At 52.1% G+C, this 16,403-nt stretch carries 17 protein-coding genes and 5 pseudogenes; 13 read left to right on the forward strand and 9 right to left on the reverse strand.

Annotation, left to right across the window (positions count from 1 at the left end; translation table 11 throughout):
* Positions 1-502: 502 nt before the first annotated feature.
* Entirely contained in the window at positions 503-1,369 is an 867-nt protein-coding gene (folD, locus tag AMR42_RS00410) for a bifunctional methylenetetrahydrofolate dehydrogenase/methenyltetrahydrofolate cyclohydrolase FolD (protein WP_099531501.1), read from the reverse strand.
* A 249-nt stretch (positions 1,370-1,618) separates the two neighbouring features.
* On the opposite strand from folD, the gene AMR42_RS00415 reads away from it, so the two are divergent.
* Positions 1,619-2,014 carry a hypothetical protein gene (locus AMR42_RS00415; RefSeq protein ID WP_143472869.1) on the forward strand — a complete coding sequence of 132 codons (396 nt, stop codon included), beginning with the start codon at positions 1,619-1,621 and terminating at the stop codon, positions 2,012-2,014.
* Positions 2,015-2,123: 109 nt separating this feature from the next.
* Positions 2,124-2,567: an NUDIX domain-containing protein gene (locus AMR42_RS00420; protein WP_099531503.1), complete on the forward strand. Its 444-nt coding sequence runs from the start codon at positions 2,124-2,126 to the stop codon at positions 2,565-2,567.
* Positions 2,568-2,604: 37 nt separating this feature from the next.
* Here AMR42_RS00420 and AMR42_RS00425 read toward each other — a convergent pair whose 3' ends face one another.
* Both AMR42_RS00425 and AMR42_RS00430 read right to left on the reverse strand, forming a co-directional pair.
* Entirely contained in the window at positions 2,605-2,907 is a 303-nt protein-coding gene (locus AMR42_RS00425; RefSeq protein WP_099531504.1) for a YkvA family protein, read from the reverse strand.
* 133 nt (positions 2,908-3,040) lie between these two features.
* Positions 3,041-3,991 (reverse strand): GDP-L-fucose synthase, encoded by a 951-nt coding sequence (locus tag AMR42_RS00430; protein ID WP_099531519.1) that lies wholly within the window; start codon positions 3,989-3,991, stop codon positions 3,041-3,043.
* A 61-nt stretch (positions 3,992-4,052) separates the two neighbouring features.
* Here AMR42_RS00430 and AMR42_RS00435 point away from each other — a divergent pair, with 61 nt between their 5' ends.
* The 3 genes from AMR42_RS00435 (at position 4,053) to AMR42_RS00445 (ending at position 5,916) form a co-directional block, all read left to right on the forward strand.
* Positions 4,053-4,268, forward strand: a complete 216-nt coding sequence (locus AMR42_RS00435) for a hypothetical protein (protein WP_099531505.1) — start codon at positions 4,053-4,055, stop codon at positions 4,266-4,268.
* A gap of 82 nt (positions 4,269-4,350) precedes the next feature.
* Positions 4,351-4,797 carry a DUF2214 family protein gene (locus AMR42_RS00440; protein ID WP_099531506.1) on the forward strand — a complete coding sequence of 149 codons (447 nt, stop codon included), beginning with the start codon at positions 4,351-4,353 and terminating at the stop codon, positions 4,795-4,797.
* 174 nt (positions 4,798-4,971) lie between these two features.
* Positions 4,972-5,916, forward strand: a complete 945-nt coding sequence (locus tag AMR42_RS00445; RefSeq protein WP_199858036.1) for a lysylphosphatidylglycerol synthase domain-containing protein — start codon at positions 4,972-4,974, stop codon at positions 5,914-5,916.
* 164 nt (positions 5,917-6,080) lie between these two features.
* Here the strand turns inward: AMR42_RS00445 and AMR42_RS00450 are convergent, their stop codons facing one another.
* Genes AMR42_RS00450 through AMR42_RS00460 form a run of 3 tightly spaced genes read right to left on the reverse strand, consistent with a single transcriptional unit; the run spans position 6,081 to position 8,121 of the window.
* Entirely contained in the window at positions 6,081-6,338 is a 258-nt protein-coding gene (locus tag AMR42_RS00450) for a DUF29 family protein (RefSeq protein WP_099531507.1), read from the reverse strand.
* Positions 6,339-6,355: 17 nt separating this feature from the next.
* Positions 6,356-6,949 (reverse strand): DUF4276 family protein, encoded by a 594-nt coding sequence (locus AMR42_RS00455; protein WP_158234300.1) that lies wholly within the window; start codon positions 6,947-6,949, stop codon positions 6,356-6,358.
* A 23-nt stretch (positions 6,950-6,972) separates the two neighbouring features.
* On the reverse strand, positions 6,973-8,121 hold the full coding sequence (locus tag AMR42_RS00460; RefSeq protein ID WP_099531509.1) for an AAA family ATPase: 1,149 nt from the start codon (positions 8,119-8,121) through the stop codon (positions 6,973-6,975).
* Between the two features lie 304 nt (positions 8,122-8,425).
* Here AMR42_RS00460 and acnB point away from each other — a divergent pair, with 304 nt between their 5' ends.
* The 6 genes and pseudogenes from acnB to AMR42_RS00485 all read left to right on the forward strand — a co-directional run bounded on the left by acnB (position 8,426) and on the right by AMR42_RS00485 (position 13,516).
* On the forward strand, positions 8,426-11,017 hold the full coding sequence (gene acnB, locus AMR42_RS00465) for a bifunctional aconitate hydratase 2/2-methylisocitrate dehydratase (RefSeq protein ID WP_099531510.1): 2,592 nt from the start codon (positions 8,426-8,428) through the stop codon (positions 11,015-11,017).
* A 168-nt stretch (positions 11,018-11,185) separates the two neighbouring features.
* Positions 11,186-11,770 carry a transposase gene (locus AMR42_RS21530; protein ID WP_099531511.1) on the forward strand — a complete coding sequence of 195 codons (585 nt, stop codon included), beginning with the start codon at positions 11,186-11,188 and terminating at the stop codon, positions 11,768-11,770.
* A gap of 169 nt (positions 11,771-11,939) precedes the next feature.
* A pseudogene (locus AMR42_RS21535) lies at positions 11,940-12,071 on the forward strand (phosphotyrosine protein phosphatase); the annotation flags it as partial.
* A 204-nt stretch (positions 12,072-12,275) separates the two neighbouring features.
* A pseudogene (locus tag AMR42_RS20985) lies at positions 12,276-12,820 on the forward strand (helix-turn-helix domain-containing protein); the annotation flags it as partial.
* A 29-nt stretch (positions 12,821-12,849) separates the two neighbouring features.
* Positions 12,850-13,212 carry an IS630 transposase-related protein gene (locus tag AMR42_RS00480; protein WP_099531512.1) on the forward strand — a complete coding sequence of 121 codons (363 nt, stop codon included), beginning with the start codon at positions 12,850-12,852 and terminating at the stop codon, positions 13,210-13,212.
* 46 nt (positions 13,213-13,258) lie between these two features.
* Positions 13,259-13,516 carry a transposase gene (locus tag AMR42_RS00485; protein WP_158234301.1) on the forward strand — a complete coding sequence of 86 codons (258 nt, stop codon included), beginning with the start codon at positions 13,259-13,261 and terminating at the stop codon, positions 13,514-13,516.
* Positions 13,517-13,546: 30 nt separating this feature from the next.
* Here the strand turns inward: AMR42_RS00485 and AMR42_RS00490 are convergent.
* A protein-coding gene (locus tag AMR42_RS00490) for an IS1 family transposase (protein ID WP_234406420.1) occupies positions 13,547-14,262 on the reverse strand; the annotation gives its coding sequence in 2 pieces (ribosomal slippage) (positions 13,547-13,977 and positions 13,977-14,262; 717 coding nt in all).
* Positions 14,263-14,335: 73 nt separating this feature from the next.
* Between AMR42_RS00490 and AMR42_RS00495 the strand changes: the two are divergent.
* Together AMR42_RS00495 and AMR42_RS00500 are read left to right on the forward strand one after the other, a co-directional pair.
* Positions 14,336-14,626, forward strand: a pseudogene (locus tag AMR42_RS00495) (transposase); the annotation flags it as partial.
* Between the two features lie 6 nt (positions 14,627-14,632).
* Positions 14,633-15,070: pseudogene (locus AMR42_RS00500) on the forward strand (transposase); the annotation flags it as partial.
* Between the two features lie 57 nt (positions 15,071-15,127).
* Here AMR42_RS00500 and AMR42_RS00505 read toward each other — a convergent pair.
* A pseudogene (locus AMR42_RS00505) lies at positions 15,128-15,624 on the reverse strand (IS5 family transposase); the annotation flags it as partial.
* A gap of 314 nt (positions 15,625-15,938) precedes the next feature.
* A partial coding sequence (locus tag AMR42_RS00510; protein WP_143472871.1) for an IS982 family transposase occupies positions 15,939-16,403 on the reverse strand: 465 nt, incomplete at its 5' end.

A 16,403-nucleotide genomic window follows, 5' to 3' on the forward strand; every position in this document is an offset into this window, starting at 1 on the left:
CCGAACCCGATCGCCGCCACAGGCGGAATCCGGCCTGGTTACGGTGCGCTTTTGGCCTAGCAAAACAACCGCTGAACCACAACCACCACCGTCAGAAGTTGGTTTGAGGGGCATTGTACCGCCTGAGGGGATCGCCCCGAGGGGACAGACCAGATTCTGATCAGATTTCGTCAGATTTTGCGTGAATTTAGGGCTGATTTCGAGCGAATTTCCAGGCCATTCCAGTAATTTTGTGAACCTTTGCAAACCGTTGATTAACGCTCATTGAACTGATACTCATCAACCTATTCCGGCTGGATCCACCGCAGCGATCGAGAGAATCTCTGACCTATTCCCAAAGATCCTCAGTTGGTTCAATCCAGCCGGCTGGACAAAGAAAATCTCAATCCAGCCGGTTGGATGAAGAAAGCCCCGATCCAGAGCATTCAGATGCAGAAGATTCCCTGAGTGCGATCGGGACAATTAGTCGGGATAACTTAGTCGGGATGATGAGTCAGGACAGCTAGGCCAGGCGGCGACGATAGCTCTCCACGGTGTTGGCCAACAGCATGGTCACCGTCATTGGCCCCACGCCACCCGGAACCGGCGTGATTGCGCCGGCCACATCCAACAGGCGATCGAAATCCACATCCCCCACCAGCTTGCTCTTGCCGGTCTGATCGGTAATTCGATTAATTCCCACATCAATCACCGTCGCGCCCGGCTTGATGTAGTCCGGGCCAATCATCAGGGGCCGTCCCACCGCCGCCACTAAAATATCGGCTTCTCGGCAAACGGCCGCCAAGTCCGGGGTGCGCGAATGGGCGATCGTCACCGTGGCATTGGCTTCCAGCAGCATCAGGGCGATCGGCTTGCCCACCAAAATGCTGCGCCCCACCACCACGGCCTTTTTGCCAGCCGGATCAATGCCCCCATCTCGCAAAATTTCCATCACGCCGGCCGGGGTGCAACTGCGCAGACAAGGCTCACCCCGCACCAACCGCCCCAAATTGGCCGGGTGCAACCCATCGGCATCCTTGTCGGGGTCAATTTCCAACAGCAGGGCGTTGCCATCCAGCCCGTCCGGCAAAGGCAGTTGCACCAAAATGCCATCCACGTTCGGATCGGCATTGAGCTGATGAATGATGGCGGTTAGTTCCGCTTGGGTGGCCGTGGCGGGCAGGTGCTGACCAAAGGAGACCATGCCCAAACGTTCGCAGGCCCGTTCTTTGTTGCGGACATAGGCGGCGCTGGCGGGATTGTCCCCGACCATCAACACGGCTAGGCCAGGCGCACGGCCCCGATCGGGCTGGAGTTCCGCAATTTCCACCTTCAGGCGATCTTGAATTTTCTCGGCAAGGGCTTTTCCGTCCAGCAGGCGCGCAGTCATGAGGGGAGAAATTCTAGGAAGAACGCTTCAAACTGTAAAGAATTGATCATGCGTTTTGACCATTTCAGCGTCAAAATCTAAAGGATTTTCCGTACCTCAACGATTTCGTCAACCCATGTGAAAACCCATGAAGCAGCCAATGCAAAAGTTAAAGTTAAGAATCGTGGTCACTGAGGGCCCGATTGCGCAACCATAACGAGCAACAGGATCTGATTGAAAATCACCATACCGGCAATGTCTCAGCAGCTCATGTCTCAGATGTTGCGGCGTTTGGCTCCACCCGTCCCACCACGGCCAAAAGGACAAAAAAACAAGGGGTGGCATGGGTTAGTTCTGGGGTTCACCTGGTTAATGGTGGGCTGCACGCCAACCGTTGCGATCGGGGAGTTAAAACAACAACCGGCTGCATCGCTCAATGGGCGATCAGTCTATATCCAAGGCAAAGCCGTCGAACGAGTGCCCCTGCTCGACGGCCGCATTTACCGAATTGAAGATTCAACGGGCTGGATTTGGGTGCTATCTCAGGGCGATCGAACCGAGCTTGAGCTAGGGCAAGTGGTGAAACTCAAGACCTCCCTTCGCTATCAACCGATCCAAGTGGGACAGCAGGAGATGGGCGAAATTTACGCGATCGAGGAGCCTTAAATTAGCCATGCGTCCATCAGACCCCAGCCCAAGCCCCAGATCCCAATCAGGATCTGAGTCAAACAGGGACAGTTCATCCCCAGAGGCCGAAACAGGAACGAGATCAGGAATGGAAGCTGTGGCCCTTGCTTTGCTCTATCCTCCCTCGCGCGATCGATTCCTGTTGCAACTGCGGGATGATTTTCCCCACATTCTCTATCCCGGTCACTGGGGCCTGTTTGGCGGACACCTGGAAGCCGGCGAAGCGCCCGAAGCAGGTCTGCGGCGGGAACTGCAAGAGGAAATTGGCTTTGTGCCGCCCCGGTTAAATCCGTTTCGATCGACCCTGCAAGACAGCGGCCGCCAGCATTTTTTCTTTCACGGATTGCTTACCGTGCCGCTCACGGAGCTGGAATTAAACGAAGGGCAGGATTTGGCTTGGGGCACGATCGCCGACTTGGAAGCGGGAGAATGTTGGTCGCCCCGTTTGCAACAGATGCGCCCGATCGGCACACCCCATCGATCGATCCTATTAGCCTTGCATCAAGACCCAGCCCTCTGGCGCGATGACTAAGGGGAATTGAGGCAGCCGATCATCACTGATCATTTCATTATTGGCCGTCCATCTTGACGGCGTTCACATCCACCGTCGAGTCAGCCACCGTGGCCGCCGGAGCGGACTTCACCGTGGGGCGATTTTTAAACCACTCGATCGCGATTTGCGACAGCTCTGCAATCAGCAAGGTCACGATCGCCAAATCATCCAGTTGACCCGCGATCGGCAGAAAGTCCGGCGCAATATCGATCGGGCTGAGGAGATACACCAGCGTGCCCGCCACAATCCAGAGGCGATATTTCGGGTTCCGAATCGTGTCGCGATACCAACCGTAAAGGGCGCTGGGGGAGATATTCATGGCGCTATCCTGCCGCGTGATTGCCTCTCATCTTGACAGGGGCGATCGGGCAGCGTCGAGGGTGACGACCCCACCGCTCGATCGCGAAACCCGCACCCCTCAGCCAGTTCAGCAATTGCCCCCCGATCGCCCCCTAAACCGCATGGGCGCGATACCAGTCGATCGTTTGGCGCAGCCCATCCTCAAAACTCGTTTGCGCCTCAAATCCAAACAGTTCCTTGGCCCGCGTCGTGTCCAAACAGCGGCGCGGTTGGCCGTTGGGTTTGTCCGTTTCCCAAACCAACTCCCCGTCGTAGCCCATCAGTTGGCAAATCAGCTCAATCAAATCGCGAATCGAAATTTCCCGACCCGTCCCCAAATTCACCGGCTCCGAGCTGTTCAGCAACTGCGCTCCCAAAACAATGCCCGCTGCCGCATCGGTGGAATACAAAAACTCCCGCGTGGGGCTGCCATCGCCCCAAACCGGAATCTGTCGATCGCCCCGTTGTTGTGCCTCATGCACCTTGCGAATCAGCGCCGGAATCACATGGGAGCTACCCGGATCGAAATTGTCCTCTGGCCCATACAAATTCACCGGCAATAGATAAATGCCATTGAAGCCATACTGATCTCGATAGGCCTGAAGTTGCACCAACAGCGCCTTTTTCGCCACCCCATAGGGCGCATTGGTTTCCTCGGGATAGCCCTCCCAAAGATCAGACTCCTTAAACGGCACGGGCGTGAATTTGGGATAGGCGCAAATCGTTCCCACACAAACAAACTTCTCCACCCCCGCTTGATAGGCCGCATGGATCAATTGCGTACCCATCATCAAATTGTCGTAAAACAGCTCGGCCGGTTTTTCGCGGTTCAGGCCAATGCCGCCCACGTGGGCCGCCAGGTGAATCACCACCTGCTGACCCGCCACAGCCGTCTCACAGGCCGCCCATTGCCGCAAGTCGCACTCGCGCGATCGGGGAATCGTGATTTTCTCAGGATTCGCCCCCGCCGCCACCAACTGTTGCACCACCTGCTTGCCCAGGAAGCCCGCGCCGCCGGTCACCAAAATGGTCTTATTACTCAAGTCGATCGGGGTGTTGCTCATGCTGTTCACCTGCTGTTCACCTTAAAAACGTGGGGAAAATCGGGGTCGAAACTGGCCGCAAATGCCGCAAATTGGGATCGCCAAGGCGCGATCGCCCTCGGTTTCTGATTTTTCCGGCCCCGCAACCAATGCGAAACACCCAGAAAACCCCATTTTGGAACAGCCCCACCCGATCCGACACCTGCTCCCCCTGGTCGTCATCGGGAAATTCAGCTTCCGGCGATCGCCAGCAAAGTTATCAATTACTATTAATGGCGGTTTCAAAGCCACGTTTTGAAGGGGGCGATTTAAAGCGGTTTAAGTCCATTATTTTTTATTGGCCCTTCACTTGCCCTTCACTAAAAACTCCTCCAATCACCATGTGGCCCAGCGCAATTACTGCCTATTTCCATTACCTCAGCTTCATGTTGGCCTTTGGGGCTGTGGCCGTGGAACTGCTGACTCTCAAAAAAGAACTCTCGATCGCGGAAGCCTGGCGAATTCTGATTGCTGACGTGATCTACGGCATCTCCGCTTCTCTGGTTTTATTCACCGGAGCGTTGCGGGTTCTTTATTTTGGCAAGGGCGCTGACTATTACCTTGGTAACCCCATTTTCTATACCAAAGTTGGCCTATTTCTCTTGGTCGGGGCTTTGTCGATTTATCCAACCATTTCCTTTGTGTCTTGGATTGGCAGTTTGCGAGAAGGCAAGGTTCCCCAACTGGGTCAAACACAATTTCGGTGGCTCTCTTGGCTCATTCGGATTGAGCTGGTGGGCTGGATCAGTCTTCCGTTGTTGGCGGCACTCCTGGCCCGCAGTGCGTAACCCTCAGTGCCTAGCCCGCTATGTTTCAGGCAATGTTTCATTGGGTATGGCGATCGAATGCCTCAAGGATTGCGATCGGGTTGTGATTGCCCATGAAAGTCTGATTGGGGGCCATTTAACGGCTACTGGGTGGCTATCTTGTTGATGGCAATCTCAATTTTTGGTTAAACCCCTTTGAAGAAATTTGGCCGCTGGCTGGTCTTGGGACTCGTCCTCGCTTTTTTGCTGAAAACACTGCTCGATCGGGCGGCGGAAGTTGCCACCTTGCGGTTAACCATCCAAGGGTGGGGCTGGTTGGCCCTGTCGTTGGGGCTGACGGCGGCGGCGCACTTGTGGTCAGCGGTGGTGTGGGGCTGGCTGTTGCAGGCCTTTGGGCGATCGGCCCCGCGTGGCTGGGTACTGCGCACCTATCTGGTGACCAATGTGGCCAAGTATTTGCCGGGGAATGTGTGGCATTTTTACGGTCGCATTCGGGCGGCGGGCCGGGTGGGCGTGGCTTGGCCAGTGGCGGCGGCCAGTGTGTTGCTGGAGCCGTTACTGATGGCGGTGGCGGCTTTGCTGCTGGGGGTTTTGGCGAGCGATCGGGCTTGGTGGGGAGTGCAGTTAGCCCTGGCGATCGGAGTGCTGGCGGCGGTGCATCCCCGCATTTTGAATCCCCTGCTGCAACGGTTGGGTCGTCGCAAACTGCAAACCACCGACAGCAACCCCCATCACCAACCGGCCCAACTGAGCCAATACCCGATCGGTCCGTTGTTGGGGGAAACGGGCTTTTTGTTGTGGCGGGGCGCGGGCTTTTTGGCAGCTCTGGCGGCCTTTAGTGCCATTAATCCTCTGGATTTGCCTCGGTTGGCCAGTGGGTTTGGGTTGGCCTGGTTGTTGGGATTGGTCGTGCCCGGTGCGCCCGGTGGGGTTGGGGTTTTTGAAGCGGCGGCGATCGCCCTGTTGGGGTCGATCGTCAATCCAGCGGCTCTGTTGGCCAGCGTGGCCAGCTATCGATTGGTGAGTGTGCTGGCGGAAACCGGCTTAGGTGGCTTGGCCTGGTGGTTAACGCCTCCTGCCGAACAAATTTGGGCCGGGGAATCTGAATCTCGGGAATCAGAAGCCTCTGAATCGAATTAACACTTAACCGAAGGCTGAATTTGGTCTCCCTTTGGAGGCTGTTTGCAAACCGGCGAAGCAAGTCAAAGAGCATCAGCCCTTACATTCAGAGACGATGATTCCTTTAGCCAACATTCGCCTGATGCTGAGGCAATTGGCGGAATTGGATACTCTCTCCTACTTTTTCAAACAGCCTCTGATGTAAGGTCTTGGGTCATGGCCTGTTCCCATGTGAAGGGCAACTCAGCGGGAAACAGGGCGATCGGCAAACCAGTTTTGGCTTGTGCTTTGGTGCGAGCGTCGGCATAAGCTGCCATGGTTCCTTCCAGGAGCGATCGCACTAGCTGCCAAATCAGGGCGAGGCGTTGGCGATAGCCTTGCGGAGCAATCTCGCGCCAGGAGAGTTGTTCGGCTTGTTTGCTCAGGCTTTGCCATGTCACCATGCTCGATCGCTCCCTGTTTATTTCAGTTGATTAAGATCAGCTAGTTGATTTATGGCAGCAGTAGCTCGTCTCAAGCTAGGTGAAGATTCCACTGCATAGCTAGTGCGCCAACTATTCCTAATAAAATCGCCTAAGACCAAGTTGTAACCTCTTCCTTGCGTTGCTGTTGATCCTGGTAATGGCAGCAAAGCTTCTTTTAGACTACGCTTACGACATTTTTTACTGACAACATTTAATAAAAAGCGTTTAGGATCTCCTATATCATCAGGATTTTGCAAGAAGTTATCATCACTAATCTGCAAAAATTTAGCCAAAGCGCTTCGGTCAGCCATAACCCAAGACTCTATTTCATGTACAGCAATACGTAGTAAAAAATTTCGATGTCTCTTGGTTTCACCAAGCCATTCTTTGATCAGAAGCACAGGACATTGTTTCTGATCTAAATCAGTGAGCACAATAAAGGGTATAGATTGGGCAGCGGTATTAAACTTAACAGCATTCTTTCGCAGAAAACCAGATCCGTTCTGCTTGAGGCAGTTCATGATACTGAACTGAAATTCAGACTGTTCCAAGATTTTTCTTAAAACAATCTCACTCAGATCGTCCTCCACTGCAATATTGACGAAGACCATATTCACTTGAGAAAGTCTAGTTGATCAATGTGTGTAGGTTTAGTTTTCGGCAAGACGGTATCTGCAATGCTTAGTCCTGCACTTAGTAATGGCTTGATATCTTCCAATGAAGATGCAACTTCTACCTGAGTGCCTTCTGGCCGCGGGGTGAGTAAGAGAACCTCTTCTCCACCAATTCCTGGATCGGATAGTAGATCACTGCTGTGGGTGCTAATAAAAATTTGGCGACGTTTACCTTTCTGAAGTTGTTCAATTAATGCAGGTAATTTGGCATTGATTGCTGAATGGAGCGATAGTTCAGGCTCCTCTAGAAGAAGTAGCGAATTTCCCTCTAGTAAGGACCACAGTAGACCTATAAGCCTTAGCGTCCCATCTGAAAATTGATCTTCCTGCTGTTTACCAGCCTTGGGCCTCCAGTGCTCGTAGAGTGCTTCCAGATGGGGCACACCCATTTCATCCTTAACATCCTGCAGTTGTTTCAATTGCGGTAAAGCAATTTTTAGTGCACCTTCAATTTTCCTGAGACGCGATCGCCGCGTTCTTTCAGGTGTCTTAATGATCCTATCTAAAAAGCTCCTTCCAAAAGGATCATCTTGTAGTGCATTACTCTGAAATGCGTCAGGATGTCGCAGGAGCTGAGGAATGAGATGTAAGTACAAAATTGAGTTTAAAAATACTTGTATATCGCGAAACTCAAAGTTGGAGTTGACTTGCTCTAGATAAGTTTCACGTAGTCTGACACCATCGTCTATATCGTCTTGGTTAGGACGATCCAAAATTTTCTTACCATCCTTCCAAACGCGCTCGTAGGAAATTTGAGGTGAATTATCGCCACCTTTTTTCTGCTGAATTCCTAGCGCGTATTTAAATGTTGGCGAATCTCCTAGAGATCCTGACAGATGTATTTCTAGTTCAACATCTGGGTGACGACGAGCTGCAAGACAACGAATTTTTGAAAGCCCCTTACGATCTCGAATCGCTTTCTGTAATCCGCCACCATCTTTTGCAATATCTCTTAAAAATCGCAATGCATCTAGTAAGTTTGATTTTCCGCAGGCATTGGGGCCAACTACGAATACACGATCTCGTAGATCTACATCAACTGACTTGAAGTTGCGCCAGTTTTTTAGCTTGAGGTGTGTAATTAACATTTTACTTTTATATCAAGACAATCAATCACAATCTAGCATAGCTTTCATAGGAGCAAATGATTGAACAGAGTCGAGCTAGGCAATCAATGTTGGCAACATGGTATTGGTTTAAATATGGGGCATGTTGTTAGCCTAGGCTAGTAGAGTGCATAGATCTAATGTTATGAGCCAGTAATGAACCTAGATTGGTGATTGGCGCAACCGCTACAGCGCCAGGAAATGTCCCTCGCGATCCTAGACTGTTAAGCACGATCGCCGATGCTCGGCATCCACGCTACAGCGCTCGCAGGAGACAGAACACACCATGCTCGAAGCTTATCGCCAACAGGTTGCAGAACGCGGTCAACTGGGCATCCCCCCCTTGCCCCTCGATGCCGCCCAAACCAGCGACCTGTGTAAGCTGCTGGAAACCCCGCCCGCTGGGGAAGCAGAATTTTTGATGCACTTGCTGTGCGATCGCGTGCCCCCCGGTGTGGATGAGGCGGCCTATGTGAAAGCGTCGTTCCTGACCGCGATCGCCCAAGGAGAAACCACCAGCCCCCTAATCACCCCCCAAGGCGCAGTCGCCATCCTGGGGCAAATGGTCGGTGGCTACAACGTGCAATCCCTGGTCAGCCTACTGAAATCCAAGGATGCGGGCATCGCCCAAGCCGCCGCCACCGCCCTCAGCAAAATTACGTTGGCCTTTGATGCGTTCAACGACGTGCTGGAACTGTCGGAGCGCAACCCCTACGCCAAACAGACGATCGATGCTTGGGCCAACGCCGCTTGGTTCATCAGCAAGCCCAAGCTGGCCGAAGCGATCACCGTCACGGTGCTGAAAGTGCCCGGCGAAACCAACACCGACGACCTCTCGCCCGCCACCCACGCCACCACCCGCCCCGATATTCCGCTGCACGCCTTGGCCATGCTGGAAACCAAGATGCCGGAAGCCCTGGGCCTGTTGCCGGAGCTGAAGGCCAAGGGCCTCCCGATCGCCTATGTGGGTGATGTGGTCGGTACGGGGTCTTCGCGCAAATCGGCGATCAACTCTGTGCTGTGGCACATCGGCGACGACATTCCCCACATCCCCAACAAGCGGGCCGGCGGCGTGATTTTGGGCGGCAAGATTGCGCCGATTTTCTTCAACACGGCGGAAGATTCCGGGGCCCTGCCGATCGAGTGTGACGTGGCCCAAATGAACACGGGCGACGTGATCACGATCTATCCCTACAAGGGCGAAATCACCAACGAGGCGGGCGAGGTGATCAGCACCTTCAGCCTGAAGCCCGACACGATCGTCGATGAAGTGCGGGCCGGCGGTCGGATTCCGCTGCTGATCGGTCGCAGCTTGACGGACAAAACCCGCGAAGCACTGGGGATGGAACCCAGCACCCTGTTCGTGCGCCCCACCGCTCCCGCCGACACCGGCAAAGGCTTCACCCTGGCCCAAAAGATGGTCGGCAAGGCCTGCGGTCTGCCCGGTGTGCGCCCCGGCACTTCCTGCGAACCGCGCATGACCACCGTGGGTTCCCAGGACACCACCGGCCCCATGACCCGCGACGAGCTGAAGGAGCTAGCCTGCCTCGGTTTCAGCGCGGATCTGGTGATGCAGAGCTTCTGTCACACGGCGGCCTATCCCAAGCCGGTGGATCTGAAGACCCATGCGGAATTGCCGGACTTCATTGCCCAGCGCGGCGGCGTGGCCCTGCGCCCCGGCGATGGGATCATTCACTCCTGGCTGAACCGGATGCTGATGCCGGACACGGTGGGCACGGGCGGCGACTCCCACACCCGTTTCCCCTTGGGCATTTCCTTCCCGGCGGGTTCCGGGTTGGTGGCCTTTGCGGCGGCCTTGGGTGTGATGCCGTTGGATATGCCGGAGTCGATCCTGGTGCGGTTCAAGGGCAGCCTGCAACCGGGCGTGACCCTGCGGGATGTGGTGAACGCGATTCCCTACGTGGCGATTCAGCAGGGCAAGCTGACGGTTGCGAAGGAGAACAAGCAGAACATCTATTCCGGCAAGATCATTGAAATGGAAGGGCTGCCGGATCTGAAGCTGGAGCAGGCCTTTGAGCTGACCGATGCGACGGCGGAGCGATCGGCTGCCGGTTGCACGATCGCCCTGAGCGTGGAAACCGTGTCGGAATACCTGCGATCGAACGTCACCCTGCTGAAAAACATGATCGCCCGTGGCTACGAAGATGCCCGGACGATCGCCCGCCGGATTGCCCAGATGGAAGCCTGGTTGGCGACCCCCTCCCTGATGACCGCCGATGCGGATGCGGAATACGCCGACATCATCGAAGTGGATCTCGATCAACTGGTGGAACCCCTAGTGGCCGCGCCCAACGACCCGGACAACATCAAAACCCTGTCCGATTGCGTCGGCGACCCGGTGCAAGAGGTGTTCATTGGTTCCTGCATGACCAACATCGGTCACTTCCGCGCCGCCGCCAAGGTGCTGGAAGGGGCCGGCAAAGCCAAGGCGCGTCTCTGGATCTGCCCGCCGACGCGGATGGATGAAGAAATGCTGCGTCAGGAAGGCTACTACGAGATCTTCGAGGCGGCCGGTTGTCGGTTGGAAATGCCCGGTTGTTCGCTCTGCATGGGCAATCAAGCCCGCGTGGAAGACAACACCACCGTGTTTTCGACCTCCACACGCAACTTCAACAATCGGATGGGCAAGGGCGCGCAGGTCTACCTCGGCTCGGCGGAGTTGGCGGCGGTCTGTGCCCTGTTGGGTCGGATTCCCAGTCGCGAGGAATACCTGGAAGTGGTGAAGGGCAAGATCGATCCGCTGGCGGGTGATTTGTACCGCTACCTCAACTTCGATCAGATCGATGGCTTTGAGGATCAAGGGCGATCGGTCTCGAAGGAAGACCAAGAAAAAGTCCTGGTCAGCGCCAGCCGTTAATGAATCTCCGGTAGGGGCGTACCGCCGTACGCCCTCCGCCAGAGGTGATCGATTCAAACGATAATTCTTGGATTTCGGGATCTTGCGTATCAGAGGGCGCATGGCGATGCGCCCCTACGGAGAATGGTGGTTTTTGGATTGGAAATTGTGTTGATCGGGCGTTAAAAGATGGCGTACAACCCGGCGATTCATCATCGGCGATCGATTCGATTAAAGGGATTTGATTATTCGCAGTCAGCCGTTTATTTCGTGACCCTTTGTTGTTATCAACGAGAATGTTTATTTGGAACAATCTCGCAGGGCGAAACCGTTCTGAACGAATTGGGAATGATCGTCAGAAATGAATGGTTGCGAAGTTTTGAAATTCGGGATGAATTAAAGTCGGATGCTTGGGTGATCATGCCCAATCATTTTCATGGGTTGTTGTGGTTTGATCGCCCGATCATGCAGACACAATCACCGAGTAATGAGAGCGAACCGGTTGATGACAGTATGCTGGACAAACGTCTGTTGAGGCGGCCGGCGCGATCGCTCGGATCTGTAATTGCCGGTTTCAAAGCAGCGACTACCAAACGCATTAACCAATACCGGAATGCACCAGGAACACCGGTTTGGCAACGCAATTATTATGAGTCGATCGTGCGGGACGATCGAATGCTGAACCATATTCGAGATTACATTGAAAACAATCCGCGATCGTGGTCAACCGATTCCCTACATCCCAACAATATTCCAAAAAATTATCCCCCGTAGGGGCGTACCGCCGTACGCCCTCCGCCAGAGGTGATCGATTCAAACGATAATTCTTGGATTTCGGGATCTTGCGTATCGGAGGGCGCATGGCGATGCGCCCCTACAAAAATTGTGGTTTTTGGATCGTTATCATGAAGTCATTAACTTGACCATAACTGATCTCTAGAAAATGCCAAAAATCTTGTTTGTTTGTGCGCAAAATAAGCTGAGAAGCCCAACCGCTGAAACCATCTTTTCCAGATTTGATCAGTTAGACTGTTTATCGGCGGGAATTCATCCATCGGCTAACAACCCACTCGATCGGGAGCTGATTGCATGGGCAGATGTGATTTTTGTGATGGAGAAGAAACATAAAGCCAAAATTCAACAGCGATTTCGTTCGTCTCTCAGTGGCAAAAGAATCATATCGCTAGACATCCCAGATCAATTTCAATATACAGCCTTTGCCTATAACAAATGGCACGATATAGTTATCAGTGTAGTGGAGTTATCGTCAGGAAAACTCATGAGTCTTTATTCGCTGGACTTGCGCCGAAAAATCGTAGAAGCTTACGAGAAGGGAGACACTTCGATTCGGAAAGTAGCAAAACAATTTTCGATTAGCCCCGAGACAGTCAGACGGCTTCTAAACCTATATCGCTCCACTGGAAGCTTAGCACCTAAAAAGTGTGGTACGAAGCGGGTGAGCATCTTATCTCAGCATGAAGAAGCTATCTTGGAAATTGTAGAGACTAATCCTGATTTTACATTGCGAGAGTACTGCGAAGAAGTTCAAGAAAAATTGGGTGTCAGTTCTAACACAAGCATGATGCATCGATTTTTAAAGCACCATGACACCAGCCTCAAAAAAAAACTTACAGGAGCGAGAAAATAATCACGGCGGAAGTGCAAGCAGAGCGTGTAGACTACTGGCAACGAATTTTGAAGGTAGAAGCTGAAAGGCTTGTCTTTATTGACGAAAGCGGTTTTTGGGTTGGGATGAATCACCCGGTTGCGAGAGCTAAAAAAGGAATGAAAGCTTACAGCGGTTTGCGTAACTATAGGGGACAATAAAGAGGATAAAAATCAAGGAGAACTCTATGCCAGCTTTATCTCAAGACATCAGAGAGCGGATCGTCACCACTTATGAAGGCGGAGGCACTTCTATCCGGAAACTAGCAGAACGTTTTCAAGTCAGCAAAAACGCAGTGCATCAGATTCTCAAAAGAAAGCGGGAAACGGGTTCCATTACTCCCCAAAAAGCGAGCGGCGGTAAACCCAGTCAACTGCAAGGGAAAGATGAAGAAGCCAGAGCCATGGTCAAAGACCATCCTGATTATACGCTGTCCGAATATTGTGAACTCTGGCGAGAAAGGACGGGTATAGATATCCATGAGAGCACGATGTGCCGATTCCTCCAGCAACTGCGACTCACCCGAAAAAAAAACAAAAAGGAACAGTAAGGCAAGTACGGAAGAAGTACAACAGCAGAGAGTAGACTACTGGTCGGTGATTTTGGCAGAGGAGATAGAAAATTTGGTGTTTTTAGATGAAATGGGAATATTACTGGGAATCATGCGAGATATGGCCAGAAGCGAGGCGGGGACAAGAGCCTATGATTTTGATTGTGTCTATCGAGGTAAAAGACTGAACTACATCGGCGCAATGAGTATCAAAGGCATTCTGAGTCTAAAAGCCCTGCCCAAATCGCTGAATGGAGAATTATTTAAAGAGTTTATTGAGACAGAGGTAGTGCCTGTGAAGTAATGATGGACTATGATGTGAAGTAATGATGGACTATGAAGCGACTGGCAATGAGGCATTGTAGTGGTGAATAAATCGCCAAATCGCTGCTTCGTGATTGACCAAGGATTTGGAAAAAGACAGGGTGCGCCGCACTAAACGACTAATCCGCTGACGCAAGGTGTCATTCAATCGCTCCACGTAATTCGTTAATCCGGTTTCTTTGCCCACAGGCCGATGTCGTTTTCTGGGAATCACGCTGCGATAGGCTTCCCAAAAATCGGTGTAGCAGACTGCACATTGGCGATAGACACCCGGCAAGCTCTCCCATAGCTTTTGGGCTAACTGGGCTGAACGATTCCCCATGACCATCCCAACAACCTCGCGAGTCACGGCATCCAGTGCTAGCCAGATCCAGACTTTTTGCTTCTTGGAACCCACAAAAGACCAAAGCTCGTCTAGTTGCAGGATTAAACGGCTTTTTTTTTAGGGCGCACTTGCGCCTGGCGAGGGATGCGACCGGCTTCGACTGCCACATAGGATTCAATCCAGGATTCAGAGACCTGTGCGACCCGCGCAATCGCGGCTTGGGAGAGACGCTCTAGGAGCAAACGATCAATGAGGGCGATCTGCTCAGGTGTGACTCGTTTCTGAGTGGGGTGCTCAATGAACTGGCGGCCACAGGCTTTGCATTTGAAGCGCTGCTTGCCGTTGTGGATACGACCATTTTTAACCGTGTGGCTGGATTGGCATTGAGGGCAAGCAGGCATGAGCTGGAGCGGTGAATGACTATTGCTAGGCTAGCATCATTACTTCACAGGCACTACCGAGACAGAATTAGCGCCAAAGCTATGGGAAGGAGCGGTAGTGGTGATGGATAACCTGAAAGCGCACAAAGTAGAAGGGGTGGCGGAATTAATCGAAGCAAGAGGAGGGAAGGTAATCTATTTACCGCCCTATTCAGCGGACCTCAATCCGATTGAGCATCTCTGGTGGGAATTAAAAGCATTTGTGAGAAGGTACAGACCAAAATGGGAGGAAGCCGTAGAGAAACTGCTGAAATTGGGGATGCTATTGAACACAGAGGAAATTCGTAGAAATTATTTTACCCACTGCTGCTATTGTCTCTTGTAGTCATGCAAGCCGCTGTATGAAACTCAGAAGCCCTATTGCGGCAAAAAGATGACAGTTATTAGTGCAATTAGGCGATCAGGAGTTGTAACAATCAAAGGCTTGAAAGGCTCAATGAAAAAGGAAGACTTTCTGGAGTTTGTCAAAGTAAATTTGGTACCGCAGCTCAAAGTAGGTGATGTGGTTATCATGGACAACTTAAACTCTCATCATCGTCCAGAGGTAAGAGAAATGATAGAAGCAGCAGGAGCAACGGTAGAATATCTGCCAGTGTATTCACCAGACTTTAATCCTATAGAGATGATGTGGTCACAGTTAAAAATCTTTTTGTGGAAATTCAGAACAGAAACTATAGAGGTGTTGGAACAATTAACGAGACTAGAAGCCCGACTAGTGGATTTACAGTGCCTTAGAAACTGGTTTACTAAGTGCTGTTATTGTACCTAGTGATTACGGCAAGGGCTGTAGCTTCTCCTTCACTTCCTCTAACACCACAATTGCTCCCAGTCGCTCAGAAGCATTCGCTTCAGTCACCAACACCCCCATTAGGAACCCTTGCGAGTCAACGATAAGGTGGCGTTTACGTCCCTTAACCTTTTTGCCACCATCGAAGCCGTAGACCACCCCCTTTTTTCCGTGGTTTTCACCGACTGAGAATCACCGATACTGACACTAGATTGCTCTGAACGACCTAATTTGCTCCGCAGTTGCTCTCGAATCTGGTCATGCATTTGCTGCCAAATTCCTTTTCGTTGCCATTTCTGGAAGTAATGGTAGACCGTGCTGTAAGGGGGTAAATCGTGCGGCAGCATTTCCCACTGGCAGCCAGTGCGCTGGACGTAAAAGATGCCATTGAGGATTTCTCGGAAATCAACTTCTATCGGATGTCCAAAGCCTTTAGGAGCGGGCAGCAGCGGCTGGAGGAGCACCCACTCATCATCGCTCAAATCACTGGGATAGGCTTTGCGGGTAGGATTGGCAATGACCGGGAGACGACTCATGAGCTGGGTGATGCTTCGGTTAGGTCTAGCCTAAAACTGGATTTAGAGCTGCCAAGTCGGCTTTAGCTTCTCTTTATAAATTAGCTCTAAATAGTGAAAACCTTCAAGAATCAATTAATAATCTTGCAATATCAGGTATGACTTTTTTCAAAGCTTGATACAGTTGTTGTAAGGTCGCGCATTGTATCAGAAAGCCCTCATTGCAATCTTAATCAAATTGGAGAAAAGATGATTGGAATCTTTAAAAAATACTTATACAAGTTGACTGCTCCGTGATTGAGCTTCCATGATTTTTAACTTAACGTCAGTTCGGTTTAAGCAGGCAGCTCAATTCCCAGCGCAGCCAAATCGAGGGACGGTTTCTTGGGCTGATGACAGTAGGCAATCAGCCCACTGAGCAGATGCACAAAACAATTGATCGGACTGCGGTGACGCGAGTGCTCAATCTGGCAACGATTCTTGAGCTGGTCAATGACGGTCTCCACCAGCGAGCGTCGGCGGGCCAACAGCTTGTCACTGATCAGCATCAGGGAATTCTTCATATTGCGACGGGGCTTAGCCAAAAACTGTAGGCCATAGTCCTGCCAAAGCTGATGCGCTAACGCTTTTGAGATATAGCCTCGGTCAGCAAATACTTTGCCCCAACAGTCTTTCAGTAGATTGAGTACCGGTTTGCGGTCATCCGTATTGCCAGGAGTCAAGCAGCAGTCGAGGAGTTCGCCTTGGTCATTGACCACCAAATGTAGCTTCAGACCAAAGAACCAGCCCATGGAGGTTTT

The sequence above is a fragment of the Limnothrix sp. PR1529 genome, from assembly GCF_002742025.1.
In the GTDB taxonomy this organism is placed as follows: domain Bacteria; phylum Cyanobacteriota; class Cyanobacteriia; order CACIAM-69d; family CACIAM-69d; genus CACIAM-69d.

Coding starts and splice junctions, on each gene's coding strand:
- folD (WP_099531501.1), bottom strand. CDS start 1,369: ATGACTGCGCGCCTGCTGGACGGAAAAGCCCTTGCCGAGAAAATTCAA.
- AMR42_RS00415 (WP_143472869.1), top strand. CDS start 1,619: ATGTCTCAGATGTTGCGGCGTTTGGCTCCACCCGTCCCACCACGGCCA.
- AMR42_RS00420 (WP_099531503.1), top strand. CDS start 2,124: ATGGAAGCTGTGGCCCTTGCTTTGCTCTATCCTCCCTCGCGCGATCGA.
- AMR42_RS00425 (WP_099531504.1), bottom strand. CDS start 2,907: ATGAATATCTCCCCCAGCGCCCTTTACGGTTGGTATCGCGACACGATT.
- AMR42_RS00430 (WP_099531519.1), bottom strand. CDS start 3,991: ATGAGCAACACCCCGATCGACTTGAGTAATAAGACCATTTTGGTGACC.
- AMR42_RS00435 (WP_099531505.1), top strand. CDS start 4,053: ATGCCGCAAATTGGGATCGCCAAGGCGCGATCGCCCTCGGTTTCTGAT.
- AMR42_RS00440 (WP_099531506.1), top strand. CDS start 4,351: ATGTGGCCCAGCGCAATTACTGCCTATTTCCATTACCTCAGCTTCATG.
- AMR42_RS00450 (WP_099531507.1), bottom strand. CDS start 6,338: ATGGTGACATGGCAAAGCCTGAGCAAACAAGCCGAACAACTCTCCTGG.
- AMR42_RS00460 (WP_099531509.1), bottom strand. CDS start 8,121: ATGTTAATTACACACCTCAAGCTAAAAAACTGGCGCAACTTCAAGTCA.
- acnB (WP_099531510.1), top strand. CDS start 8,426: ATGCTCGAAGCTTATCGCCAACAGGTTGCAGAACGCGGTCAACTGGGC.
- AMR42_RS21530 (WP_099531511.1), top strand. CDS start 11,186: ATGGCGTACAACCCGGCGATTCATCATCGGCGATCGATTCGATTAAAG.
- AMR42_RS00480 (WP_099531512.1), top strand. CDS start 12,850: ATGCCAGCTTTATCTCAAGACATCAGAGAGCGGATCGTCACCACTTAT.